At 38.1% G+C, this 26,298-nt stretch carries 20 protein-coding genes; 8 read left to right on the top strand and 12 right to left on the bottom strand.

Annotated elements, in window-relative coordinates; translation table 11 throughout:
* Positions 1-11: 11 nt before the first annotated feature.
* The gene (locus ANA_RS23930) at positions 12-266 is read left to right on the top strand and encodes a hypothetical protein (RefSeq protein ID WP_083881406.1); all 255 of its coding nucleotides are present in this window, start codon (positions 12-14) and stop codon (positions 264-266) included.
* Here ANA_RS23930 and ANA_RS01155 read toward each other — a convergent pair.
* Together ANA_RS01155 and ANA_RS01150 are read right to left on the bottom strand one after the other, a co-directional pair.
* On the bottom strand, positions 192-698 hold the full coding sequence (locus tag ANA_RS01155) for a pentapeptide repeat-containing protein (protein ID WP_015078207.1): 507 nt from the start codon (positions 696-698) through the stop codon (positions 192-194). The two genes, ANA_RS23930 and ANA_RS01155, sit on opposite strands and share 75 nt — an antisense overlap.
* Before the next feature lie 95 nt (positions 699-793).
* Entirely contained in the window at positions 794-2,299 is a 1,506-nt protein-coding gene (locus ANA_RS01150; RefSeq protein WP_041457517.1) for an LCP family protein, read from the bottom strand.
* 426 nt (positions 2,300-2,725) lie between these two features.
* Here ANA_RS01150 and ANA_RS01145 point away from each other — a divergent pair, with 426 nt between their 5' ends.
* From ANA_RS01145 to ANA_RS01125, 5 genes are all read left to right on the top strand, one after another.
* Positions 2,726-3,790, top strand: coding sequence for a mannose-1-phosphate guanylyltransferase (locus tag ANA_RS01145; protein WP_015078205.1), 1,065 nt, complete (start codon positions 2,726-2,728; stop codon positions 3,788-3,790).
* A 338-nt stretch (positions 3,791-4,128) separates the two neighbouring features.
* Positions 4,129-5,763: an AAA-like domain-containing protein gene (locus ANA_RS01140; protein WP_015078204.1), complete on the top strand. Its 1,635-nt coding sequence runs from the start codon at positions 4,129-4,131 to the stop codon at positions 5,761-5,763.
* A gap of 14 nt (positions 5,764-5,777) precedes the next feature.
* Positions 5,778-9,308: an AAA-like domain-containing protein gene (locus ANA_RS01135; protein ID WP_015078203.1), complete on the top strand. Its 3,531-nt coding sequence runs from the start codon at positions 5,778-5,780 to the stop codon at positions 9,306-9,308.
* 48 nt (positions 9,309-9,356) lie between these two features.
* A complete protein-coding gene (locus ANA_RS01130) occupies positions 9,357-10,340 on the top strand; it encodes an ABC transporter ATP-binding protein (RefSeq protein ID WP_015078202.1) in 984 nt (327 codons plus the stop codon).
* 5 nt (positions 10,341-10,345) lie between these two features.
* Positions 10,346-11,134 carry an ABC transporter permease gene (locus ANA_RS01125; RefSeq protein WP_015078201.1) on the top strand — a complete coding sequence of 263 codons (789 nt, stop codon included), beginning with the start codon at positions 10,346-10,348 and terminating at the stop codon, positions 11,132-11,134.
* A 255-nt stretch (positions 11,135-11,389) separates the two neighbouring features.
* Here ANA_RS01125 and ANA_RS01120 read toward each other — a convergent pair whose 3' ends face one another.
* On the bottom strand, positions 11,390-13,096 hold the full coding sequence (locus ANA_RS01120; protein WP_015078200.1) for a serine/threonine-protein kinase: 1,707 nt from the start codon (positions 13,094-13,096) through the stop codon (positions 11,390-11,392).
* Between the two features lie 137 nt (positions 13,097-13,233).
* Entirely contained in the window at positions 13,234-14,073 is an 840-nt protein-coding gene (locus ANA_RS01115) for an alpha/beta fold hydrolase (RefSeq protein ID WP_015078199.1), read from the bottom strand.
* 160 nt (positions 14,074-14,233) lie between these two features.
* Between ANA_RS01115 and ANA_RS01110 the strand changes: the two genes are divergently transcribed.
* Positions 14,234-15,766, top strand: a complete 1,533-nt coding sequence (locus ANA_RS01110; protein ID WP_015078198.1) for a SagB/ThcOx family dehydrogenase — start codon at positions 14,234-14,236, stop codon at positions 15,764-15,766.
* A gap of 93 nt (positions 15,767-15,859) precedes the next feature.
* On the opposite strand, the gene ANA_RS01105 is transcribed toward ANA_RS01110, so the two are convergent.
* The 6 genes from ANA_RS01105 to ANA_RS01085 all read right to left on the bottom strand — a co-directional run bounded on the left by ANA_RS01105 (position 15,860) and on the right by ANA_RS01085 (position 21,833).
* Positions 15,860-18,250, bottom strand: a complete 2,391-nt coding sequence (locus tag ANA_RS01105; protein WP_015078197.1) for a DUF3769 domain-containing protein — start codon at positions 18,248-18,250, stop codon at positions 15,860-15,862.
* Between the two features lie 98 nt (positions 18,251-18,348).
* Complete coding sequence (locus ANA_RS23925) at positions 18,349-18,465, bottom strand: photosystem II reaction center protein I (RefSeq protein WP_083881405.1); 117 nt, start codon at positions 18,463-18,465, stop codon at positions 18,349-18,351.
* Positions 18,466-18,941: 476 nt separating this feature from the next.
* Entirely contained in the window at positions 18,942-19,481 is a 540-nt protein-coding gene (locus tag ANA_RS01095) for a hypothetical protein (protein WP_148279004.1), read from the bottom strand.
* 425 nt (positions 19,482-19,906) lie between these two features.
* Positions 19,907-20,854, bottom strand: a complete 948-nt coding sequence (locus ANA_RS01090; protein ID WP_015078194.1) for a DUF4351 domain-containing protein — start codon at positions 20,852-20,854, stop codon at positions 19,907-19,909.
* A gap of 99 nt (positions 20,855-20,953) precedes the next feature.
* On the bottom strand, positions 20,954-21,058 hold the full coding sequence (locus tag ANA_RS23920; protein WP_235081921.1) for a DUF4351 domain-containing protein: 105 nt from the start codon (positions 21,056-21,058) through the stop codon (positions 20,954-20,956).
* A gap of 175 nt (positions 21,059-21,233) precedes the next feature.
* Positions 21,234-21,833, bottom strand: a complete 600-nt coding sequence (locus ANA_RS01085; RefSeq protein WP_015078193.1) for a hypothetical protein — start codon at positions 21,831-21,833, stop codon at positions 21,234-21,236.
* 508 nt (positions 21,834-22,341) lie between these two features.
* On the opposite strand from ANA_RS01085, the gene glgP reads away from it, so the two are divergent.
* Positions 22,342-24,906 (top strand): alpha-glucan family phosphorylase, encoded by a 2,565-nt coding sequence (gene glgP / locus ANA_RS01080; RefSeq protein WP_015078192.1) that lies wholly within the window; start codon positions 22,342-22,344, stop codon positions 24,904-24,906.
* A 192-nt stretch (positions 24,907-25,098) separates the two neighbouring features.
* Here the strand turns inward: glgP and ANA_RS01075 are convergent, their stop codons facing one another.
* Positions 25,099-25,488: a hypothetical protein gene (locus tag ANA_RS01075; protein WP_015078191.1), complete on the bottom strand. Its 390-nt coding sequence runs from the start codon at positions 25,486-25,488 to the stop codon at positions 25,099-25,101.
* 66 nt (positions 25,489-25,554) lie between these two features.
* A complete protein-coding gene (locus tag ANA_RS01070) occupies positions 25,555-26,205 on the bottom strand; it encodes a methyltransferase family protein (protein WP_015078190.1) in 651 nt (216 codons plus the stop codon).
* Between the last annotated feature and the right edge of the window lie 93 nt (positions 26,206-26,298).

Raw genomic sequence — 26,298 nt, 5'->3', positions numbered from 1 at the left:
TCAGTTGTCAGTTGTCAGTAGGGGCGAAGCATTTGGAAGATAAATTATCGGTCATTGCCAAAAATAGTTCTGCAAATGCTTCGCCCGTACAGTTGTTAGTAGGGGCGAAGCATTTGGAAGATAAATTATCGGTCATTGCCAAAAATAGTTCTGCAAATGCTTCGCCCGTACAGTTGTCAGTTGTCAATTTTCTATTTACAACCCAAACTATCGCGGGTAGAAATACCAGTTACCGGATTCACACCATCAGCCCTTTGACAGAGTAAGGATACTTGATAACGGTCAATTAATGCGTCAGTGAAATCAGCACCAGTGATATCAGCATCATAAAAACGGCTGCGGGTTAAAGTTGCTTCTGCGAAAATGGCATTTCTTAGATTAGCACTATCGAAGGTAACACGATCAACTAAAGCGCCCGTTAAATTTGCACTTTCTAAATTGGCTTTTAATAAAACGCCTTTAGTAAAAATGGCGTTAGTTAAATTTGCATCTTGAAAATTTGTTCCCCGCATTTCGGCTGCGACAAAAGTTCCGCCAACTAAATTAGTATGAGAAAAGTCCCGATTTTCTAAATTAGCATTATTGTAATTAATGGTATTAACTTGAGCAAAAACTGGTTCGGGATTCATAATTACCGAAAATCCCACCAAAATAAAAATGAATATCAAACTTAAAAATCTCAACAAAATCTTGTTCATAAATTTGTTAATTGTTGGTTGTCAGTCGTCAGTTGTTCGTTGTCAGTCGTTTTTTCTAGACTACTGACCACTGACCACTGACCACTGACTAATAACTATTTCCAATCTTTACCAATGCGAATTGTGAGGTCAGATTCCAAATCACCATTTCCGGAAACTTCAATTTGTCCTAAACCTAAAACTTGTCGCAAGTCAATTCCTGGTTGTCGGTTGCCTTTTTGGACAATAATCTGAGTTTGACGTTGGCTATCTGGCCAGTCTGGAACTGGGTAAACATTAGTAAAACCTTTCTGTTTAAGATAGGTAATGACCTTTTCCGTTAGCTGGGGTTGATTAGTCGTATTTTGAACGGCAATTCTTTGGATAGAAACGGGTCTGGTATCTGATTTAATCCCAGTTACATTTACCCCAACAAAATCATTTAATAAGCTTTGTTGGCCAGTCATATTTAACCAATAGCTATTGGGGTCTTGACTGAGTTTACTAAAAGTACCAGGTAACATTGCCATTTGGAAATGATCCCGTTCTACATTGACGGAAAAATTTGCCAATGCCATCATTTCTTCCATTTTGAGGTTGGTATCAAAATACTTCCGCATTAAGCGAGTTAATTGGGGCAACCTGGGTAAAACAGTGGGACTGTTGAGACGTTGCATTAAAGCAGTTATCAGTGCTTGTTGTCGTTGGACTCTTGGTAAATCCCCCATACCTTCTTCACGAAAGCGGGCAAACTGTTCTGCTTGTTCACCATTGAGACTTTGCCAACCGCTGATTAAATTTACGGCAAAGCCACCAGCCTGATCTTGATAATTCATAGTTTGGGGGACAAATACATCTACTCCACCCAACTGTTCAACTAATTCCCGAAATCCGCTAGTAGAAATGCGGATATACCGATCTATGGGAGCATTATTTAAACTCCGACTAACTACTCTTGCGGCTAAAACTGGACCACCTTTGGCGTTAGCTTCAGATACCTTAGTTAATCCCTGTTCGGGAATCGCTATCATTGTCCCTCTGGGAATTGACAGCAAGCGAATGGATTTATCACTGGGATTTAGCCGCACCAACATCATGGTATCGCTTTTACCAGCAAAACTTTCCGGTGAACCATCTACAGTCCCTGGAACCGGTTCAATACCCATAATTAAAATGTTCATGGGTTTTGATAGTTTGTACTGAGAAAGCTTAGTCCATAAATCTCCCGGTACTTTGATTTGGTCTTGTTTATTCGCACCGAATTCATCATCTTTCGCTTGGTCGAGATTACTCCATAGAGGAGTCCATAGTGCCAAACTTGATGCTAGTAATCCAGATAAAATTACCCCTAAAACAATGGTTAATACCCACAGTAACCAGCGGGGGACGGATAAACCTAAGCGGTCATAGAGTTCGTTGGGAATAGCTCCCACGGATTCAACGACGTGACGAGAAGAGTTAATTGATTGTTTTGGTTTCACCTCCGGTTCTGAGGTTGGTACTTGTTGAGGTGTTACCTGATTTTCTGACCATTGAACTGGTGGCTGTAACACCTCCGGTTCTGAGGTTGGTACTTGTTGAGGTGCTACCTGATTTTCTGACCATTGAACTTGTTTAATCACAATTTTCTCCCCACTCAACCACTCCTTAAAGTTATGTTAATACAAGCTACAAATATTGCGAGATGAAACTGACTACGCAAATTTGAGATTTTGTGAAAAGCTAATCTGAGATTTTGTTGGGTGTTGCTGTCCTCATAGTTTTAATAGGTAATAATTGAAACATAATTGACCACCAAAATTCATCAGTGAAGATGATCCAAACGTCAATAAATGTAGACTTAAAGCAGATTTTAGCTAAATAAGGCTTCAGTGAATGTTAGCCAATAGCTGACTAATGCTATCCGGGACAAAATTTAGGGGACAAGCCATAGACCAAAAGACTTTCAAAGCAGTTCCCTGTTGCCTGCGATGCACTGAGCTTGTCGAAGTGTTCCCTGTTGTCTGTTCTCTGCTGTATATTGTTCTGAATTATCTGTATATGCCAACATGAATAATTTATTTTTTCCTGTGATTCTGGCTGGTGGTAAAGGTGAGCGTTTTTGGCCTTTGAGCCGACTAGACCGACCTAAACAATTTTTAAGCCTTGATGGTAGCTCTAGAAGCTTACTACAAGCAACTGCTGATCGATTGTTAACTCTGGCTGGGGGTTGGGAAAACTTGTGGGTAATTACGTCTAGTCCCATTGCTCAAGGGGTCAGAGAACAACTTCCCGATTTGCCTGTTGCAAATTTACTCATTGAATCAGAGGGTCGAGACACTGCTGCTGCTGTTGCTTGGACAAGTTTAGAAATTAAAAAGCGTTACGGGGAAGACGCTATTATTGGCTTTTTTCCGGCTGACCACTGGATTGCTGACCAGGAGATATTTGCCGAAACTTTAGCCGCTGCGATGGATTTGGCAGCTAAGAAAGCAGCAATTGTGACTTTGGGGATTAAACCTAATTTCCCCTCAACTGGCTATGGTTATATTGAACAAGGTGAAAAAATAGGTAGCTTTAATAACTTGCCAGCCTATCATGTTCACAGATTTACTGAAAAGCCCGACCGAGAAACGGCAGAAACTTTTTTATCAACGGGACGGTTTAGCTGGAATAGTGGTATGTTCGTTTTTCGAGCCGGTGTGGTTCTAGAAGAATTACGCACCCATGCACCAGAAATTATTAAACCTTTAGAACAACATGGCCCTGATATTTATCCCCAGTTACCTAAGAAAAGTATAGATTACGCGCTGATGGAAAAAACCAGTCTAGCTTATGTTTTGCCTGTAGCATTTGGTTGGGATGATCTGGGTGATTGGAATGCTATTGAACGTTTACTGAAGCAGTCCGATAATCCTAATGTAGAACTTGCTACTCATGTGGGCTTAGATACCCAAGGAGCAATCGTTTATGCCTCCAATCCTGATGATGTAATTGTGACTATTGGTTTAGAAGATGTGGTAATTGTGCGCGATCGCAATGTTACCCTAGTAGTTAAAAAAGACCGTACCCAAGAAATTAAGCAGATCCTCAAAATTCTGCAAACCGATAGCCGCTTTACTGGCCTATTGTAAAAGTTAAAACCCTTGGTAGATGGCTCAAAGTCCTGTCACTCATTATAAGTAGGTTGGCGTTAAAAATTGTCGTTATGGCTTGAGGCAATACTTCGACTTCGCTCAGTAACCAGAGGCAAGAGTGAAGAGGGTTTGGACAACTTTACTTTTCGTTACATATTACTCTTCGAGAAGCCGCTTCGCGTCTACGGTTTTTTTCCGTTCACCTACTTAACTAGACTTTTGATAGTATTTGGTGACAGTATATGTTAATTAAGAGATTTGAGCCTCTTTTTTTGGGGATCGCAATCAAACTTTATTATTTCTGATCAGAAACAAAATATTTTGCCCTCAAGTGAATGAAGAAAAATATTACTTTACCAGGGGATCCACTACCATTCAATTCCTGCTTTTATATTGAACGCACTCCCATTGAAAGCGATGCTTACGCAGAATTACTCAAACCAGGGAGTTTAATTCGGATTAAAGCACCTCGGCACATGGGCAAAAGTTCTTTAATGTTACAGCTAATTCACCAAGCTCAAATACATGAATATTCCGTAGTTACTATAGACTTTAAACTAGTAGATAGACAAACTTTTTTGAGCCTGAATAATTTTTTACGCTGGTTTTGTATGAATGTGGCTCGGCAGTTGTCACTTGCATCGGATTTGGATGATTATTGGGATGAGGAAATTGGTAGTAAAGTTAGTGCTTCAATTTATTTCGAGAGTTATTTATTAGAGCAAATTAAAAGTCCATTGGTTTTAATTTTGAATGAAGTAGATTATGCTTTTCAATATCAACAAATTGCCCAAGATTTTCTACTTCTCCTCCGCAATTGGCATGAACAAGCTCAACAAACTCCGATTTGGCAAAAGGTTCGGTTAGTATTATTCCACTCCACTGAAGTTTATATCCCTTTAAATATCAATCAATCTCCCTTTAATGTTGGTTTGTCATTGAAATTACCAGAATTTACAGTCGAGCAAGTAACAGAATTAGCTAGACGGTATGAATTGGATTGGTGTGATAGTCAAGCTGTGAAAAACTTAATGTATTGGGTGGGAGGACAGCCATATTTAATTCATCAGGCTTTATATGATCTCTACCAGCAGAAAATTTCTTTACCAGAACTATTAGATAATTGTACAAAGGGTAAATATATTTACAGCGGATATTTAAGAAATTTACTCAATATATTGCTACAAGATGCAGAATTGTCTCAAGCATATAATCAAGTTGTGAATTCTACAGGTAACAATATATTTTTGTCGGACAATTTGGTTTATAAATTAGATAGTTTAGGGTTAATTAAATTAAGTGGCTATAATTATGAACCTTTTTGCGAACTGTATCGTTTATTTTTTCAAAAAAGTTTACTAATAGAAAGTAATGCTATTCCGTGGGATAAATTAAAAAAAGAAAATGAAAAATTGCAATTGTTAGTTAATATTGATAAACTAACTCAAGTTGCTAATCGTAAATGTTTTGATGAAACTTTGGAAATAGAATGGGAAAGAATGACATACATCCAAGAACCTCTATCTTTAATATTAGCAGATTTGGATAACTTTAAATTTCATAATGACACCTATGGACATCAGAGTGGTGATAATTGTTTACATAAAATTGCTCAAGCAATTAATTCAGTAATTAAAAATCCAGATCATTTAGTTGCTCGTTATGGTGGTGAAGAATTTGTATTAATTTTGCCACAAGTTGACGCAGAAGCAGCTATATTCATTGCTGAAGAAATCAGAGAAACAGTAAAATCATTGAGAATTAAAATTCCTGAATTAACCAAAAAAAATCAATTAACAAACATGATTAGCTTAACCATAAGCTTAGGAATTGCCTGTATCATTCCTTCAGGAGATTTTTCTTTAAGAGAATTTTTTGAAGCGGCTGATCAAGCAATGTATCAAGCTAAGAAATTAGGGCGCGATCGCAGTATTTTGAGTTCTAAATTTAAATTTGGCTATGATGAATAATAAATATCACTAATATGAATACTTATCCATATCAAGTCGGTGGTAGTCTCATAAATAATGCCCCTAGTTACGTAGAAAGACAAACAGATATAGAAATATATAACGCTTTAAAAAAGAGTGAATTTTGTTATGTTCTTAACTGTCGTCAAATGGGTAAATCGTCTCTGTTAGTGAGAACTAAACATCATTTAGAACAAGAAGGATTTAAATGTACATCAATTGATATAACGAATATTGGTAGTGAAAATATCACTGCAAGTCAATGGTATAAGGGCATAATCGCCGATTTATGTAGAGGATTTAAACTTTTAGGAAAATTCAATTTAAAATCATGGTGGCAAACAGGAGATGATATTTCTTTAGTCCATAAATTAAGTCAGTTTATTGCGGAATTATTAACCCAATTTCCAGAAGAAAGGCTAATTATTTTTATAGATGAAATTGATAGTATCCTCAGTTTGGATTTTCCCGTAGATGATTTTTTTGCATTAATTAGATACTGCTATAATCAAAGAGCCATAGATCCAGAATATCAGCGGTTGACATTTGCAATTTTTGGAGTTGCGACTCCATCAGATTTAATTCAAGATGCGAAAAGAACACCTTTTAATATTGGTCAAGCCATTGATTTAAAAGGATTTAAAATAGCAGAAGTGGATTCTTTAATTAGAGGATTAGAGTTAGTCATACCTAATCCGTACCCAGTCATGAAACAAATTTTAGATTGGACAGGAGGGCAGCCTTTTTTAACCCAAAAGTTATGTAATCTCATCACTAATTTTCAAGTAAGTGGTGATTACCTAGATTTCGCTAAAGGTTATGAAGAGTTTTGGTTAGATAATGTTGTCAATGAATATATTATTAAAAATTGGGAATCTCAAGACGAACCAGAACATTTAAGAACTATTCGAGATCGATTACTTTATAATCAACAGCTTGTAAGTAGATTATTAGGAATTTATCAGCAAATTTTGCAAGGTGTAGAAGTAAAAAGTGATGATAGTCGAGAACAAGTAGAATTATTGCTATCAGGTTTAGTAGTTAAACAAGTAGGATTATTAATTGTTAAAAACCGTATTTATGCCGAAGTATTTAACTTAGATTGGGTAGAAAAACAATTAGCTAATTTACGTCCCTACTCGCAGACTTTTGATGCGTGGGTAACTTCCCAACAAGCTGATGAATCTCGCTTACTAAGAGGACAAGCATTAGCGGATGCTCAAGCTTGGGCTTGGGATAAAAGTCTAACAAATTTAGATAATCAATTTTTAGCTAAAAGTGCAGAATTAGAACGACGAGAACAACAGCTTGTTTTAGTAGCAGAAAAATCCAAAAATATGGAAATTCAACTGCTTGAACAACAAAAAAATGCTCGGTTGCAAAAACTCATCTTGGGAGTAATTAGTACAGCTTTGTTAACTGCTGTCAGCTTAGGGGGGATATCTTTCTGGTTATATCGTCAATCTCTTCAAAGTGAAAGATTAGCAAAAATTAGTGAAATTAAAGCCCTGATATCCTCTTCTAATGGGAACTTTAAATCCCATCAAGAATTAGAAGCAGTAAGGGATGCTATTAAAGCAAAAAGAAAATTAAAAAAATTAAATATTAATAATCCTGAACTGGATCACCTAACTGATAATGTTGTCCGTCAAGCTAGTTATGGAGCGCAAGAACGGAATCGCTTATCAGGTCATAATCTTGGTTTAGTTTGGGATTTAGCTTGGAGTCCTGATAGCCAGATGGTAGCGCTTGCTAGTCAGAATGAAGTTTGGTTATGGCAACAAAATGGCAAATTAATCCGCAAATTTAAAGGTCATAATTCCACCGTTTGGACAGTTGCTTTTAGTCCTACTGAGAAAATAATTGCCTCCGGTAGTGCTGATAAAACTATCAAACTCTGGTCATTAAATGGCCAGAAATTAGCAACTATCACTGTTGGTGAAGAAGTTAAAAGTATAGCTTTTAGTCCTGATGGACGACTACTAACAATTGGGATGAATAACGGTACTTTGGGAATATGGCAGTTAGCAGACAAAAAATTCAGGATGATTAAAGCCCATGAATCTGCTATTTCTAAAGTTTTGTTTACCCCCGATGGTCAGAAATTAGTGACTGGTAGTTTTGATGGGAAAGCAACTCTTTGGAGTCTTGATGGCAAAAAGTTAGTTAATTTCAATCATGGTCAAGATGCTGTGCGTGGTTTGGCAATTTCTGCTGATGGTAAATTGCTGGCTACAGGTGGTAATAATAAAAAAATTGAGCTTTGGAGTCTCGATGGCAAAAAACTCAAAAACATTGAAGCAGAATATTCAATCATCGCAATGGCATTTAGTCCCGACAATAAAACCCTTGCTGCTGCCAGTTGGGATAAAGTGGTAAAACTTTATAGTCTTGATGGTAAGGATTTGGCTACCCTGTCAGGACATAAAGAAGGTGTTTGGGCGATCGCTTGGAGTCCTGACAGTAAAATTCTGGCCACAGCCAGTATGGATAATAGCGTTAAACTTTGGCAGTTGCAAAATCCCCTAGTCACAGTTTTAAGATATCACCAATCGAATCTGGCAAAAGTTGCCATTAGTCCCAATGGTAAAATTATCGCTACCACAGGTTGGGATTCTATGATCAATCTTTGGAAATCTGATGGCACATTATTCCGAAGTCTTCAAGCGGATGGAAATGGAGTAACCTCCGTTGTTTTTAGTCCTAATAGTCAGTATTTAGCAATTGGGAGTACGGATAAAACGATCAAAATTTGGAAAATTGATGGCACTCTGATAGATACCCTTCCAGGTCATACTGGGGTAATTCTAGATATAGCACTTAGTCCAGATAGTAAAATTCTCGCTTCAGTTGGTTATGATCAAGCCCTGTGGCTTTGGCAACGAGATGACAAAAAACCGTTTAGTTTCCGCTTGTACAAAACTATTAAAGCACACAGCGAGCCAATTAATAGTGTCGAGTTTAGTCCCGATGGTCAAGTATTGGCAACTGGCAGTTATGATAAAACCATCCGCCTGTGGAGTCGAGAGGGTAAACTTTTAAAGACTTTGCAAAGACATAATCTGGCGGTTTTTGATGCCACCTTTAGTCCAGATGGACAGTTGATAGCATCCATTTCCGATGATCGCACCATCAAGTTATGGCAACGTGACGGCAAATTTTTAAGAACCTTAGTAAATTCAAAATTTACGTTCCACACGGTGACATTTAGCCCAGATGGCAAAACAATTGCCGCTGGCAGTGGAGATGGGGAGAATGCGATTCACCTCGTGAATCTGGAGGGAAAACCAATAATTACACTGTTTAGACATCTTGGGGCTGTCTCTTCCTTAACCTTTAGTGCCGATGGTAAAACCTTAGTTTCCGCCAGCCGCGATCGCACTGCCATTATCTGGAATTTACCCCAAATCTTTGCCACGAATGAATTAGATTATGCTTGTAACTGGGTAAAAGATTATTTACAAAATAATCAGGAACTAGAAAATTCAGAAGAAAATAATTCTTCTGGGGACAAGCTTTCTACTCGTCATTTGTGCGATCATTAGTAGAGGGGAGAAAATCAACGTTATCAGGCAGAAGGAAATAAATTTTTTATGTCAATTATCATTGCAGAAAACCTGAGTAAATCCTATCCAGTAGCGATTAAAGATCCAGGGATAGGGGGAACAATTAGCCACTTTTTTCGCCGGACTTATCGCAATATTAACGCTGTTCAGGATGTTTCTTTTAGCATTGAGCCTGGGGAAATTGTCGGTTTTTTGGGACCCAATGGCGCAGGTAAAACTACAACCTTAAAAATGCTCACAGGATTAATTCATCCCTCTCAAGGTACAGTTAAAGTTGGTGGATTTATTCCCTTTAATCGTCAAGAAGCATTTTTACAAAAAATCACTTTAGTGATGGGACAAAAACAGCAATTAATTTGGGATTTACCAGCCCTAGATTCTCTGAGAATTAACGCTGCTGTTTATAATATTTCTGACAAAGAATTTCAGCGTCGAGTTGGGGAATTAACAGAAATGCTGGCTTTAGCAGGTAAATTAACTCAACCCGTGCGAAAATTATCATTAGGTGAAAGAATGAAGGCTGAACTATTAGCAGCACTTTTACACCGTCCCCAAGTTTTATTTTTAGATGAACCAACTTTAGGATTAGATGTTAATGCTCAAGCAGGGGTACGTAACTTTTTAAAAGAATATAATCAGCTATATCAAGCAACCATATTATTAACGAGTCATTACATGGCTGATATTACAGCTTTGTGTGAACGGGTGTTATTAATTCACGAAGGAAAATTAATGTATGATGGTAGATTAGATGGGTTATTAGCAAGTTTTGCCCCTTATCGAGAAATTTATGTAGAGTTAGTTCAACCATTATCACTAGAACAACTTATGCCCTATGGTGATGTACAAATGCTAGAAGGAAGAGCAGTTAGATTTATTGTGCCACAAGCAGCCATGACTCGCACTGTTTCCCAAATTTTAGCCGATTTGGAAGTGGTAGATTTAACAGTCACAGAACCACCAGTAGAAGAAGTAATTGGTAGAGTTTTTCAAAAAGGATTTAACCATTGATAACTATGAAAAAAATTGTTAAAAAAGCTTTAACTTTGCTGTCAGTAAATTATGCGAAGATGCTGGAATATAGGTCAGAATTAATATTCTGGGTTTTAGCTGGTTCTTTACCAATTATTATGATGGGTATTTGGATACAAGCTGCTGACAGTGGTAAATTTGCTTTTAAATCTGTTGATTTTGCTCGATACTTTTTTGCAGTTTTTCTGGCTAGACAAATTAGTGTTGTTTGGGTAATTTATGATTTTGAAAAAGAAGTTTTAGAAGGTAAACTTTCCCCCAAATTATTACAACCTATAGATCCAGTTTGGCATCATGTTGCGAATCATCTTGGTGAAAGAGTCGCTCGAATGCCTTTTGTATTGTTTTTATCAATATTCTTTTTTGTTCTCTATCCCCAAGCTTTTTGGTTGCCTAGTATAACTAATTTATTGCTATTTATTCTAGCAGCAATTATGGCTTTTGCTTTAAGATTTATAATTCAATATACCTTTGCTATATTTGCATTTTGGACAGAAAAAGCCGCAGCTTTAGAAAATCTATGGTTGTTGTTTTTTGTATTTTTATCAGGTTTGATAGCACCTTTGGATGTTTTTCCAGAAAACGTCAGAAACATAGTTATGTGGACACCTTTTCCCTACATGATTAATTTTCCAGCGAGTATTTTGGTAGGACTACCTGTAGATTTAACCAGAGGATTTTTATCAATTGCCGGTTGGTTTCTCCTATTTTTAGGCGCTAATCGTTTTTTATGGCGGAGGGGTTTAAAACAGTATTCAGGTATGGGGGCTTAAATAATTCATAATTTAATGTATTTCAGCAGCATAAATATTTTGGATAAGTTCACGTAATTGATCAAAAGTATTTGCTGTTAAAGGATGTTTTAAAAGTTTTTAATGTGTAAACAGACCCCTCTCCAAACCTCTCCCCTCGTAGGGGAGAGGCTTTACAGCGGTTTCCGCTCTTATGAGGTACAAAGTTGAATCATGAAACTCTTGTAGTGCGGGCATCTTGCCCGCTAGATATGTACCTCATAACACCGGGAACTACTATAAATTACTGGGTATGGTTTTAAATTTATCTGGTGAACCCAGAGAATAATCCTCTAATTTAAAATCAGCAAATGGTTTTTTCTCTAATCTATCTCTTAAAGCTTCATCTAATATTACCCCTTGGGCTTGTTTTTTCACCCCAATAATAATAATACTGCGTTGATAGGCTGTTGAGTCTTGGTTGGCTTGACAATCTTTTCTCTGAAATTGTCCCAAATTTAATAACCGATAACCTTTAACACTGGGTGTACTACTAAATATCTTTTTTCCTAATAATTGAATTTGTTGAGAACGTTCTAAAGCGCGACTTTGTTCGGCGGTAATATTACCTTCACAAGAAGCTGTTCCCACAGAAATAATCTCGCTGGGATTTTCCATAATTTTCTGGATTCCTTCTTGTTCTAAATTAGATTTTAAGGAATCAAGGGTAATAGTTTGATCATTATATTTAATTTGGTAAGTGCTGCCTAATTGCCATTTATATTCTACTGATAAAACCGCAATATTAAATTCTGCAACTCTCCCTTGACTATCTTTCCCTTCTTCATAGGGAAAATAATCAACTTTGCCTTGTTTAACTGGTGCTTGTCCATAGTCAGGAGGTAAAGCCGCAAATTTAGTATTTCTAAATGCTAATGATACCCACCAAAGTAGTAATAAGGAAACTATTAAAGCTGCAAACCAGGATAATAATGGTAATTTTTCGGGTTGTCTTTGTGGAGGAATAACGGTATTATTAGTAGTTGGTTTATTAATTATTTCTGTTTTTCCTAACCCGCCAATATTCACAGTTGCGGATGTATTTTCTGTAAGTTGATGTTCAATTGCTGCTAATCTTCTAGAAATCTCTTCAGCATTGCTAGGACGTTTAGTGACTTCTGTTGATATTAACCAATCAATGAAGTCTAATAATAATGGAGAAACATGATTCCCATGCTGTCGCCATTGTAAGATATCTAAATGAGGATCATATAATTGTTCGGGGGGAAATCCCGTTAATAAAAATACAAATGTCCGTCCTAAAGCAAAGAAATCTGATGAAGGTATGGATTGTCCTCGCATTTGTTCTGGAGGACTATAACCTGATGATGAAATTGCTGTCATTCCTCCACTATTTGCTAAATAGGTTCTGGTAATTTCTCTGGCTGTACCAAAGTCAATTAATACTAATTGTCCATCTGGACGAATCATGATATTTGATGGTTTAATATCTCTATGTAAATATTGTTGGTTATGAACTAAATCTAAAATTTCTAATAATTGTTTTAACCAGACTATGGCTTGGGCTTCAGAAATGGGGCGGTTTTGTTGTTGTTTTAACCATTGTTCTAAATTAGGTCCTACAATTTTTTCCATCACCAGACAATGCAATATGAGATTATTTCTGGTTTGATAGGGAAAATAACCTTCTGTTTGCGGAATACCAGGATGATTTAGTTGTTGTAAAACCTTGGCTTCTTGTTGAAATAGTGCTAAGGCTTTACTATCATTTGTTAATTCTTCTTTGAGAACTTTGAGGATTTTTGGGGTGTCTTGTTGATAGGCTTCGTAAATTTTGCCAAATCCAGTTTTATCACTTAATAAACGTAATACTCGATAACGTCCTATCAATTCCAATTGAGAACCACAACTTTGACAAAAACGGTTTTCGTCATTATCTGGATGATTAGGTTGAGAACAAACTGGATTAATGCAAAGGCTCATAATTTGGTGATTGGTGATTGGTGATTGGTAATTGGTGATTGGTAATTGGTGATTGGTGATTGGTGATTGGTAATTGGTGATTGGTGATTGGTAATTGGTAATTGGTAATTGGTGATTGGTGAAAGTTAGAAATTATCTCATGTTTGTGCTGCTAAAAAAGTGGCAACTGTTTGATTAAATTCTGTGGGGTTGGTTAGAAATGGCCAATGATTTCCGGGAACTTGACACAAATTTAAGTTTTTAAGGTTGGTTTTGTAAGGTTGAATTTGCCAATTTTGGCGGTTTACACCTTTTTCTGGTTGTATAAAGAGGGCAGGTGTGTCAACTGGGTGAATAAAACCTGGTATTTCCATGACTGCGTCGAAAATGCCATCACGGGCTGCTATGGTAAATTTGCTACCCCAAGTACCGTTGGGTTTTTCTTCAATTGCGGCTTGAAAAACTTGCTGTTGCAAAGAACTCCAATTTTGATATTGACTGAGTTGTTTAATTTTTTGTTCAGCTTCCTCGTAACTTGCAAATGGTCCCATGCTTTTCAGAAAGGGTAAAACACGATACAACAGGGGAAATGTGATTTTTAGGAAACTAGGCATTTTCCAGATGAAAATGGGATCTACTAATGTGATACTTTTTAACCTAGCTGGGTTCTCTCTAGCCCAAATAGCGGCTAATTTTCCTGTCCAGGAATGACTGACAATATGAGCCGCAGACCATCCTAGTTTATCCATTAATGCTTCTAGATCGGAAATTGCACTGGCAAAGGTATAATCTTGTTCTGGCTTACTACTTTCACCATGACCACGCATATCTGGCGCAACTATATGATAATCTGCTGCTAAATAATCTCCCAAACTAGACCAAACCAAAGCATGATCAGCCATACCATGTAATAACAGTAATGGTTCTTGACCTTGACTCCATTCTAAATAAGAAAGTTGAATATCAGATGTTGATAAAGTTTGACGTACAGGCATCATTTGGTCAATCTTCTCCAGGATAGGTGATTCGGGATTCTAACAGAAAAATAACTTTTTTGGGGTTAATTTTTAATTTTGATGATTGTACTGATTAGCACGAATTAATGGAACTAATAAATGTCAAAATCAAGAGTAGGACTACAAGGATATTAAAATTACTATGCCAGAAATAGAACAATCCATTTCCCAACACTATCACGACCGGACTAAGTACCACCCAGAAACCCTGGCTGGTAAAGGTCGTAATTTAGACTGGAATAAACAACCAGTACCGTTCAAAGAGTACAAAATTGGCTCTGATATAGACCTCAAACCCTATCTGCAAGAAACAGCGGCAACTGTTGCTAATAAACAAGATACCAAATGGTGGTGGCGGCTTTCTCAACTATTATTTCACAGTTATGGACTCACGGCAAAAATGCCTTCTTTGGGTAATACAGTATACTTACGTTCTGCGCCCAGTGCGGGAGGGTTATATCCGGCTGAAGTATATTTAGTTTCTCGCGGTACGCCATTATTACCACCAGGACTTTATAATTATCAATGTCGAACTCATTCTTTAATGCACTTTTGGGAAAGTGATGTTTGGCAAACTTTACAAGCAGCTTGTTTTTGGCATCCTTCCCTAGAAAATACCCAATTAGCTATTATTACCACTGCGGTCTTTTATCGTTCCGCTTGGCGTTATGAAGACAGGGCTTATCGGCGAATTTTTCTCGACACTGGGCATCTTTTAAGTAATATTCAATTAGCTTGTAATATTGCCGATTATCGCTCTCATTTAATTGGCGGTTTTGCTGATGAAGCTGTTAATGAATTACTTTATATTGATCATGAACAAGAAGGAACAACTGCTATTTTAGCTTTGGCAGATTTGTTAGATGTGAGCCAAAATTTACCATTAGGACGCACGGCTTTACCCTCTACAACTGCAACTAATTATCCATCTATTCCTGATGGTGAACTACTGAAATATTTTCATTTAAACACCCAAATTCCAGCTAGTAACGGTGGTAAGTTAAATTTACCAACTGTGCAATCAGAAAAATCTTTAGAAGACAAATACAATTTTCCTTTTTGTGAAAAATTTTCGACTCGAACTACACCAATTTTTTGGGGAGAAAATTTATCAGAATTATCAAATACTATCTATAAACGCCGTTCTACTCGTGCTTATACTGGTGATGATTTGAGTTTTGATGAACTGAAAGCTTTACTTGATTTTACTTATCAACCACAAAATTACATTGACCAAAATTTAGATCCCCAACCTGATTATTTTGACTTGAATTTAATAGAAACATTTGTTGTTGTTTCTGGAGTGCAAGGATTAGATCCAGGCTGTTATTATTACGCACCTAAAGCCCAAGAATTACGGCAAATTCGCTTTAAAAATTGCCGTCGGGAGTTATATTTTCTCTGTTTGGAACAGGAATTAGGGAGAGATGCAGGGGCAGTATTATTTCATACTGCTGATTTAAAAAATGCGATCGCTCAATATGGAGATCGTGTTTACCGTTATTTACACCTAGATGCAGGTATTTTCGGACAAAGGCTGAATTTAGCAGCTATTCGTCTGAACTTAGGTGTGAGTGGTATCGCTGGCTTTTTTGATGACCAAGTAAATGAAGTATTGGGTATCCCTACGGATGAAGCAGTTATCTACATTACGACATTAGGAAAACCTAGATAGGAGTTTAGATCCCCGACTTCTTGGAGAAGTCGGGGATCTAGTTGATCTAGTAGTTTGTCAAGATAAAAATGATGGACTCATAACTCCTGATTTTCAATTATCCTGACGGACTACACCACCAACAACGGGTTTAACTTCTCCATTAGAAAATGGATCTGTACCACCTGTCCAATTAAAGTCACTAATACGAATACTAAAGCCACCTAACTGGAGAACAGGATTGTAACGCAGGCTAATACCATAGGTGCGACGGCTATATTCCATAATATAATCAGTGCTAGTAGCTTTACCTGTATCGAGGTTAATGGATGTTTGCAAACCTAGCCGGAACGGTCCATAAAGTTGCTGAGAAAGACCCGCATTCAGGACTTTATTATCAACTAAACGGTCAAAGAGAAAAGGTGATAAACCGCTGTTAGTTCCCTGGGAATAGGTGAGATTAAAGGCGGTATAATCTAAGTAAGGGCGAGAAAAATTCCCAATCTGTCCCACTAAACCCATAGTCCCAGTTAAAGTGCTTTGGTTATCGCTGCTACCATAATAGCTAGTAGTTCCCGTGATACCTGCGATCGCTTGCAAATACGGTACAACAGGATTAGATGTATATTTTAGTCCCTCAGTCGCTGTAGCTGCCAATGGTTTCCCTTGCCACAAATTGATACCACCACTCAAAGCCACACTTCCTTGTAAACGACTCAGCGAAATCCGATCATTTTTCCGCACTGGGGAGAGTAAATCTTGACGATCCGTGTTTGCATCTATATATTGAGCGCCACCTTGATAGCTAAGATTGATGCCGCTTTTGCCTAAAGGAATAACGGGAGAAGAGATAATTCCACCGATACTACTTTGTACAGTTTGATAGCCAAGACTACCATTATACAAGCGATCGCGGTAACTAGATTCTAAACTCAATGTATAAGGATTGACATTACCCAATATTTGGCGTAACCGCAAACTCCCGCGTAAACTATTTTCCACCTGATCGAAATCAAAACTAGTTAACTCTCCCGTACCTTCCAGAATAGTTTTGGGACCAAAAACAGCATTCAGCTTGCTCTTGACACCAAATAAACTGGCCACATTCCCACTATCTTTAAACGCCCTTTGCACATAGAACTGGGGGATAATAGTCCAGCGTTTTTGATCAGTATTAATCGGTTCAAAACTGCGTTCTACATACACACCACCCCGTTTACCATTATCAAAACCAGGAGAGACAATAGTAGGATTTACTTGGCGTGGTCGTCGATCTATAGTTCGACGATTCACAGGAATAGGGATAACAACTTTTTGATCAAAAACCAACTGTTGACGCTGGGTAACAATCCGGTCTATTAAAGGTGCTTCTCGCGTCACCGTCACCTGTTCCGCCCTAACTTCTAGTTCCGGTGGTGAAAAAGGATCATTCGTAATTCTGACATCTTGCGCTTGAAAACCTCGCGGATAAAATTCAATCCGTTGGGCTTCAAAACGTAACCGCTTGACAACACCTCCAGATTCTTGTGCAGGTACATTTCGCACATCTGACTGACCACTAGCATTAAATTGTATTCCTCCAGGACTATTTACACCCGCTATAGGTTGATTAGCGCGAATCCGATTACTTAAAGGCTGGCTAGGTACACCACCCGCTGTAATATCTGTAGGAAGCGACGGTGAAAAAGCAAAATCTGTACCTGTGGTGGGGATATAAAGTTCACCTTTACCGTTTTCCAACTCCCCATTATCTTGAATAAAATTATAAGTAAAACGTTTTCCTTGCAGTACCTGATTACCTCTAGTCAAAGCTACATTACCTTCCCCCACCGCAATCAAATTATCCAAATTGATGTGCAAACTATCGGCATCAATCACTGCTCCATCAAATCTGACCACGACATTACCATCAGCCGTGACAATTCGCCTTTGCTCATCATACTCCTGGCGATCGGCAATTACCTCCACAACTCTGCCTTTCCCCGCGGGAATCTTCTCTACTTGTGGGAGTTGGGGTGACGGCGGAAATTCCACAGTAGTCGGTGTTGACTCTCGATTTTCGGGATTTCTCAGCTTGAATTCAATCAGATTTTGGACTGGTGCAGCCGCAGGTTTCTTGTCACCAACAGACAGATCAAATTTTCCTCCAGATTCCTGTAAATTCACATTACCGGACTCAGTTGGGGGAATTGGTGTGGCTGCTAAAACTACCGATTTATCAAGAAATAATTGATTTTTATGACTAACTTCACCGTTGACTTGAGGATAGGTGGGTAAAGACTGGGGCGCTAAGTTTTCTGGTGAAGATGAAGAAGCTTTCGTAACAACATCTTTCTTGACTAGGCTGATATTTAATTGATACTTATTATCCTGATTTTTACCGACAATTATCAGTTTTCGTCTATCAGTTTTAATCTTGACAACAGTAGCAGAAGCGAGATGATCAACAGGTTTTAAAGATTCAAGACTTGGAGGTAGCTGAGGCGACAATACTGGATGAAACATATTTTCAAGCTGACCAAAAAGCAAAAAATAGCCGGAAGGTTGAATTACATATTAGCCTCTTTCTACCTTCCAGCCACTAGGGGTGATTTGTTGGATATTTATTCTGCGTCCCGACGGCCAGGGTTGCGGGCTGGGTCATTGGACAAAAACCCGAATATGAAAAGGCTGACAAAGAAGCCGACCACAATATAAACAGCGATTTTTAAACTCAACATAGAACTAACTCCCAGGGGTTTGGTAAATAGCAACTAATTTATCTTACCTATATCTTGTACCTTTGGCGAGAGAATAGAGAACAGCAGTCTCGCAGGTTGGGTAGAACGAAGTGAAACCCCAATATTAAATGTAATATACTTATGGACTGTGTTGGTTTTCGTACCTCAACATTAAATGTAATATACTTATGGACTGTGTTGGGTTTCGTACCTCAACCCAACCGACAAATTAAAATGGTTGATAACAATAAGTAGGTTGGTGTTAAAAATTGTCGTTATAGCACTCTTGCAAGGGTGAAGAAGTTTTCAACCATTTTACTTTTCGGCGTTGCTGATTTGAGGTATGAAAATGATTTTTGATGATTTCAAAACCCTTGTAGAGACGTTCCTCATGTAGGGATTCTCGTCTCTACACCTAAATTCATACCTGGTTTCAGCAACGCCTACTTTTCTTGACAGAGTTTGGTTTTATTGTGTTAACCTACTTGTCTATATGTCGAAACTGTTACATCAGGATTATTAATGGTTTTTAACGCCATTCTATTCCTCGATTGTTTCCATAGGTACATTAAAGCTAAGATGGGGATGGTGGGTAATATAGCACCTGGACTGATGTCGAATGGTACGGGGGTTACAGTGAAGGGCTCATTAAAAGCGTAATTTTCATATTTATTTGGATCTGGGAAATCGCCTACTGGTGTTTTTTGGTATTGAAAGTTAATAGGAGGGAAGACTGGTGGATTGAGTTTTATCTTTGGGACTGGGTCTGTTAATCCTATAATTTGTCCAGCAGAACCATCATTGAAGTTGATAATACCCCATATGTTAGTAATTGTGTAGAAACCATTCTGATCAGCTGTATCTCCAAGTTCAATTTGACCACTTCCGCTTACATTTAAACCCGATGCGTCCCAATTAAATGTGATAGCTTGTGCTGGCTTTTCCCATGCGACAAGGCTAGTGGCTAAAGCACCACCAACAACAACTAATGGCAGAATCTGAGATAGTTTCATCATGATATATCTTTGTATTCATGTTTGAATTTGACCTATATCTCAGTATAGTAGCAATGGTGTTATTGTCTTTTTTTTTACAAACTTTTACAAGATTTTATCGAAAACTCTCATATCTCGTCTGTTTATGCCAAAAAACAACCGCCTCCATGATGGTAAGCGGTTCTGCACAATTCAATGGACATCCCCAAAAAAGTAGAGACGTTCCATGGAACGTCTCTACTACAAGGGTCTTATGTCAAGCATCTTTAAACTCGGCCTATGTCTATTAAATAGAATTTGAAGATAGTTCTTCCTTATCAAGTCTATGATAACAAATTCAAAATCAATTGTCAAGCCCCTAATCCCAATTTTCGGCGGGAAAAATCAAAAAGTTTTCAATTCTTCATAAAGTCATGAAAACATCATCAACGGTCTTTTGAAAAAGATTAGCTAACAGATTGTAACCAAGTTTGTAAATCTGTAACTGAGGTAAAATCTAACAAGGCTTCTCCTAATTCCTCCAGTTGTTCGACAGGTAATTTTTGGACTTGTTGAATCAATGATGAGTCCATTGTACCAATGCGGCGATTTAACTGACGGATAATCAGAAGTTGTTCTCCTTGTTGTAGTCCTCGTTGTTCTCCTCGTTGTTCTCCTCGTTGTAGTCCTTCTTGTAGTCCTTCTTGTCTAGCGAGTTCTCGCTCTTGTTGGTAAAGTGGTGCTAATCTCATAATCAACTCCCTATCTTCTGTTTCTATTTCTGGACTTTGATTTATTCTCAAGTTCTGTTGCAGGTTGTAAAGTAATTCTAATGTGATTTTCACATAAGGCTGATTTGATGGTAAGGCTGCTAATTCATCAATTGCTCGTTTTTGCACCGTTCCTCTGCCCAAAAGTCTTAACCACAATGTTTCTGGAATAGGTGGTAATTGATGAATGACAATAATTGCTGCGCGGAAAGACTCTGGTAAATAGTATATTCCTGGTAAAGAATCTGATTCCAATGTACCATGAAATCCTGATAGCAGTTTCTTAGACGCTGTGGGTGTGAGAATCCATAATTTAGGAAAATTACTTTGTGCTATTTTGGTTGCATTACGTTTTGCTTCTCGTTTTAATGCACCTCTAACTTCTAATGATTTTAATAGACAATCACATATTTCTTCTGTTGAGGCTGGGTTGCGAAATGGTTCAAATATGGCTAGTGTGGTGGCTAGTTTACCTAATAACCCTAATGATGCTATATCCGCTTTTTGTTCAAGAAATGGTGTAAATAATACATCTATTTCTCGTACTTCTCCAGATACATGACTGGGTGCTTCTACTTTTCCATAAGGTTTTAGTAGTTCTTCTAAATAATCTTTGGCGAATTGGTCATGTATAAATCTCGTCATTTATTCGATTTTTGCTAATACATAGATATTAATTTAACATTTTTGGGGTAATGGCGATCGCTACTAGAAATGCGATCGCCTAAACTAAATAAAGTGATATTAATTAGTAAATTGTAACCAAGTTTGTAAATCTGTAACTGAAGTAAAATCTAACAAGGCTTCTCCTAATTCCTCCAGTTGTTCAACAGGTAATTTTTGAACCAAATATAGATAAATAGGGTGCGTTACCGACAGCGTAACGCACCCTGAACTTGATTAATGGTGCGTTACGGCTTTGCCTAAGGCACCCTACAAATACCTTTGCTATGAGACTAATTTTTCTCTGCCGTTTTCTTGAACTGTTAGGTATGGAAAACAGCAAAGAAGGAGGTTAAAAAGTTTATGAGACTGTTACAGCAGGCTTTTCAGTGGTTCTTAATGCTATTCTACTTCTGGATTGTTTCCATCGGTACATTAAAGCTAAGACAGGGATGGTAGATAACATAGCACCCGGTGTTGTGTCAAAGGGTACGGGGGTAGCGGGGGTGTATGTGAGAGTTGTAGAGTATATGTCTACTACTCCTGAAAACGCCTGACCTGTACCAACCGGAGATAAAAGTGAACCCAAACTACCTGGCACGACATTGAGAGCCAACATCTCTGCGGTATTATACGCTAGAAAGTTGCTTGACGTAATCGTGTCATTAAATACTGTAAAGGAATTCAAAGATGGAAACGGAAAATAAGATAACACATCTACAGGTTGAGTATATCCTAGTGCAGCAGGGGCTGAATTTATTTTAACAGACGTAGCCGCAAATGTTCCATTACCATTTGGCAAATCTAATGTACCTGATACAGTCCCATTAACTGGACCAACAGTATTGTCAAAACTGAAATTGAATACTTGGATTGCTTGTGCTGGCTTTTCCCATGCGACAAGGCTAGTGGCTAAAGCACCACCAACAATAACTAATGGCAAAATCTGAGATAGTTTCATGAGGATAAATCCTTGTATCCGTGTTTTAATTTAAGCTATGCCTCAGTATAATATAGATACAGTCTTTGTCTTTTTTTTTACAAAGGTTTAACATAGTTTCACAAAAACTCCCATATCTCGTCTGTTTATGCCAAAAAAAACAACCGCCTCCGTGATGGTAAGCGGTTCTGCACAATTCAATAGACATCTCCAAAAAAGTAGAGACGTTCCATGGAACGTCTCTACTACAAGGGTTTGATGTCAAGCATTTTTAAACTCGGTCTATGTCTATTGAATGTAATTTTAAGATAGTTCTTCCTTATCAAATTCATGATAACAAATTTAAAATCAATTGTCAACCCCCAAATACCTATTATCGCCGGAAAAAATCAAAAAGTTTTCAATTCTTAACAAAGTCATGAAAACATCATAAACAGAGTATAAAGAGTTGGCAAGATTAGGTAAAAACAGTCAACAATAACTTTATGGCAGTTATCGGGGTATTGTTTAGTAAATTATTTAGTATATCATGCAGCCAATTCGCACCTTTAACGTTTCTCCTTCACTACCGTCCAGACTAGAACCTTTACGAAAACTGGCGTATAATCTCCATTTTGATTGGAATGTAGAGAGCAAAGACCTATTTCGTCGTTTAGATCCTGATTTATGGGAATCTACCCACCATAATCCAGTATTGATGCTGGGAACTATTAGTCAAAGCCGACTATTAGAAGTTGTTGAAGATGAAGGCTTTTTAGCGCAAGTAGACAGAGCAGCGCGGCAGTTAGAAGATTATTTGCAGGAATACACTTGGTATAAAAAACAAAGAAATCAGCATCAGAAGGAATGTTACGCCTATTTTTCTGCTGAATTTGGGTTAGTAGATTGCTTACCTGTATATTCAGGTGGTTTGGGTGTACTCGCAGGAGATCACCTTAAATCTGCGAGTGATTTAGGATTACCTTTGGTGGGTGTGGGCTTATTATATCAACAAGGCTACTTTGCCCAGTATCTTAATGCTGATGGTTGGCAGCAAGAACGCTACCTCATCAATGATTTCTATAATATGCCCTTGCATTTGGAACGGAATCCCGATGGTACAGAACTACGGATTGCGGTAGATTATCCTGGACGCAAGGTATATGCGCGGGTGTGGCGTGTCCAGGTAGGGACAGTAGCCCTGTATATGCTCGATACTAATATTGAGCCTAACAAGGCTTATGACCACGATATCACCGATCAGTTGTATGGTGGTGATATAGATATGCGTATCCACCAAGAAATTATGCTGGGCATAGGTGGTGTGCAAATGCTGAAAGCCTTGGGGTATGAAGTCACTGCTTACCACATGAATGAAGGTCATGCGGCCTTCTCTGCTTTAGAACGTATTCGCACTCTCATTCAAGAAAAAGGACTGAATTACAGAGAAGCTAGACAAGTAGTATCTTCTAGTAATATCTTCACTACGCATACTCCAGTCCCCGCAGGGATTGACTTATTTGCCCCCGACAAGATCTTGCATTATCTGGGTTACTATGCAGATATCTTTGGTTTACCGAAAGAGCAATTTTTAGGCTTGGGACGAGAAAATACTGGTGATTTGTCCAGTCCCTTCAGTATGGCGGTATTAGCCCTGAAAATGGCGACGTTCTCCAATGGTGTGGCACAATTGCACGGTGTTGTTTCCCGGCAAATGTTCCAAGGTTTGTGGCAAAAAGTTCCAGTGGAAGACGTACCAATTGCTGCCATTACTAACGGTGTCCATGCCCGCAGTTGTGTAAGTAAATCTACGCAAGAGCTATACGATCGCTATCTTGGTCCAAATTGGTCATCAGCGCCACCGGATAACCAATTGTGGGAACGCATGGATGCAATTCCTGATGAAGAGTTATGGCGGAATCACGAACGCTGCCGTTTGGATATGGTATTGTATGTTCGAGAACATTTAGTTAAACATTTGCGCGATCGCGGTGCTTCAGCTTCGGATATTGCCCAAGCCCAGGAAGTGCTTGATCCTAACGTTCTCACTATTGGCTTTGCCCGTCGCTTTGCTACCTACAAACGCGCTACTTTATGGATGCGTGATTTGGAACGAATTAAGCAGATTCTACTTGCTAACAAACACCGCAAAGTGCAGTTTGTGATTGCGGGGAAAGCCCACCCCAAAGATATCCCTGGTAAGGAATTAATTCGGGATATTAACCACTTTATCCGCGAACACCATTTAGAAAAACAAGTGGTGTTTGTGCCTAACTACGATATTCACATCGCCCGCTTAATGGTAGCAGGTTGTGATATCTGGTTAAATACTCCCCGTCGTCCTAGAGAAGCTTCGGGGACAAGTGGTATGAAAGCCGCTATGAATGGCTTACCCAATTTGAGTGTTCTTGATGGTTGGTGGGATGAAGCGGACTATGTTCGCACCGGTTGGGCGATAGGACATGGTGAAAACTATGATGATCCTAATTATCAAGATGAGATAGAAGCTAACGCTCTCTATGAGTTGTTAGAGAAGGAAGTTATTCCCCTATTCTATGATCATCGTGATGGTGATGGCTTACCTCGTCCTTGGGTGGCAAAAATGAAAGATGCGATTCGCTTGAATTGTCCTTTCTTTAATACAGCCCGGATGGTGAGAGAATATGCAATGAGAGCCTATTTCCCGGCGAGCGATCGCTATCATACCCTCACCGTTGATAATTATGCTCCCGCTAAGGAATTAGCGGCTTGGAGAGCAAAATTAGGTGAACACTGGTTTAGTATCAAAATCAAGGATATTGACGTATCCGCAGCATCAGACATTGAAGTTAATCAAACTGTAGCGGTCAAAGCTAAGGTAGATTTAGCAACTTTGAGTAATGATGATGTGCAAGTAGAGCTATATCAAGGTTCTATTGATGCCAATGGTGATATTGTCAATGCTGTACCTGTGGTAATGGATTACCAAGGACAGGATACAGATAATTCAAGTGTTTATACCGCAAATATCACCTACACCACTTCTGGTTTGCAAGGTTTATCTTTGCGTGTCTTACCTCGAAATCAATACCTTTCTAGTCCTTATGAACCCAGATTAATCGCTTGGGCTGAATAAGCAAATAATGTAGAGACGTTATATGAAACGTCTCTACAACAATTGTTAAATTCGGGTAATATTTACAGCGATTTTCAGATCAATGAACTACAGTTTTTGTTTCGCGCAGAGGCGCAAAGTAGGAAAGGCGCAAAGGAAGAAAGTAATCAGAGTGTGGTTTAAATCGCCGAAAACTGCTGTAATCAAAAATCTCTACTTTTTAACAGCTTTAAGTAACCGATTCAAAATCAATTTACCATTAGGTTGAGTTACTTGAACACGAATAAAATTCGGATCACTTGGTTTCCAGGTAACTTGGTATTTCATGCCATTATTATTCCAAGTATAAACTTGACGTTGTTTAGTACCGGAAGCAACAGCACCAGATAAGTTAATGTTATTATTACTCTTGAGATTTTCGCCATTATAGTAATAAACATTATTGTCAAAAGATAAAGTCACTTTCCACTCTTTATCACTAAATTCACCGGCTGGATAATTAAACTTTTGTACAGCCATTGCTTGACTAGGAATAGCCATATCAATAATTGCAGGGGTAGAAATTCCCAAAATTGCCGATAAAATGATAGCTTTGTAGTTCATAATTCTCTTCTTTGTAAACCTAATATGATCTGGTTGTGTGTTTAGTCGTGAGCGAAATTATTGACGTTATGCAGTAGTTTCTTCTTTCTGGGAACTTCTGGAATTAAACAACTTAGGGAAGAACAAGCCAGAATTTTCTTTGTATTCCGCAAACTCAGGATATCGAGATAAAGATTGATCTTTTTTCCGCATATTGGGAACAAATATCATGGCTATAAATAACCCCTGAATCACGAAAGGTAGCCAATGTTGAGTTAATAGAGAAAAAGCCAAATAAATCAACACTTCTCCTAAATAATTAGGATTACGACATTTAGCAAAAAAACCTTCTGTAATTAATCCAGTTTTGTACTTGAGTGTATAGTATTTTTGAGCATCACTAGCAAAATGTAAAAACACTCCCGCAATATTCAAAGAAATAGCAACAGCGACTAATGGTAAAGGAGGAACAGTACCACTACTAATGAGAATGAATGGTGCTACCCAGTACAAACAAAGGAGAACAAAGGTAAGAATTCCTTGAGAAGCAGGAATTTCTTGCTCCCATTGCTTATCTGGAAATATGCGATCTTTTAGTAACCAAAGAAAACCATAAGTACCATGCAGGGAAAGATAAACCCAAGCTCCAATAGTAAAATTATGGTATAAAACCATGAGTCCTAAAATGATAAGGAATGTTAGACCTTTGTGAAAATTAATAGGATACTTGATTTTCATGTCCTGATTTTTCTTTAAAGGGCTGAAAATTAGGGAAAGAGATAGAGAGATAGTCCAGTTTTATCTACCTCTCTGACATCATTACTTCTTCGC

It is taken from the genome of Anabaena sp. 90, from assembly GCF_000312705.1.
In the GTDB taxonomy this organism is placed as follows: domain Bacteria; phylum Cyanobacteriota; class Cyanobacteriia; order Cyanobacteriales; family Nostocaceae; genus Dolichospermum; species Dolichospermum lemmermannii.
This window is presented reverse-complemented; position numbering and strand designations above follow the sequence as displayed.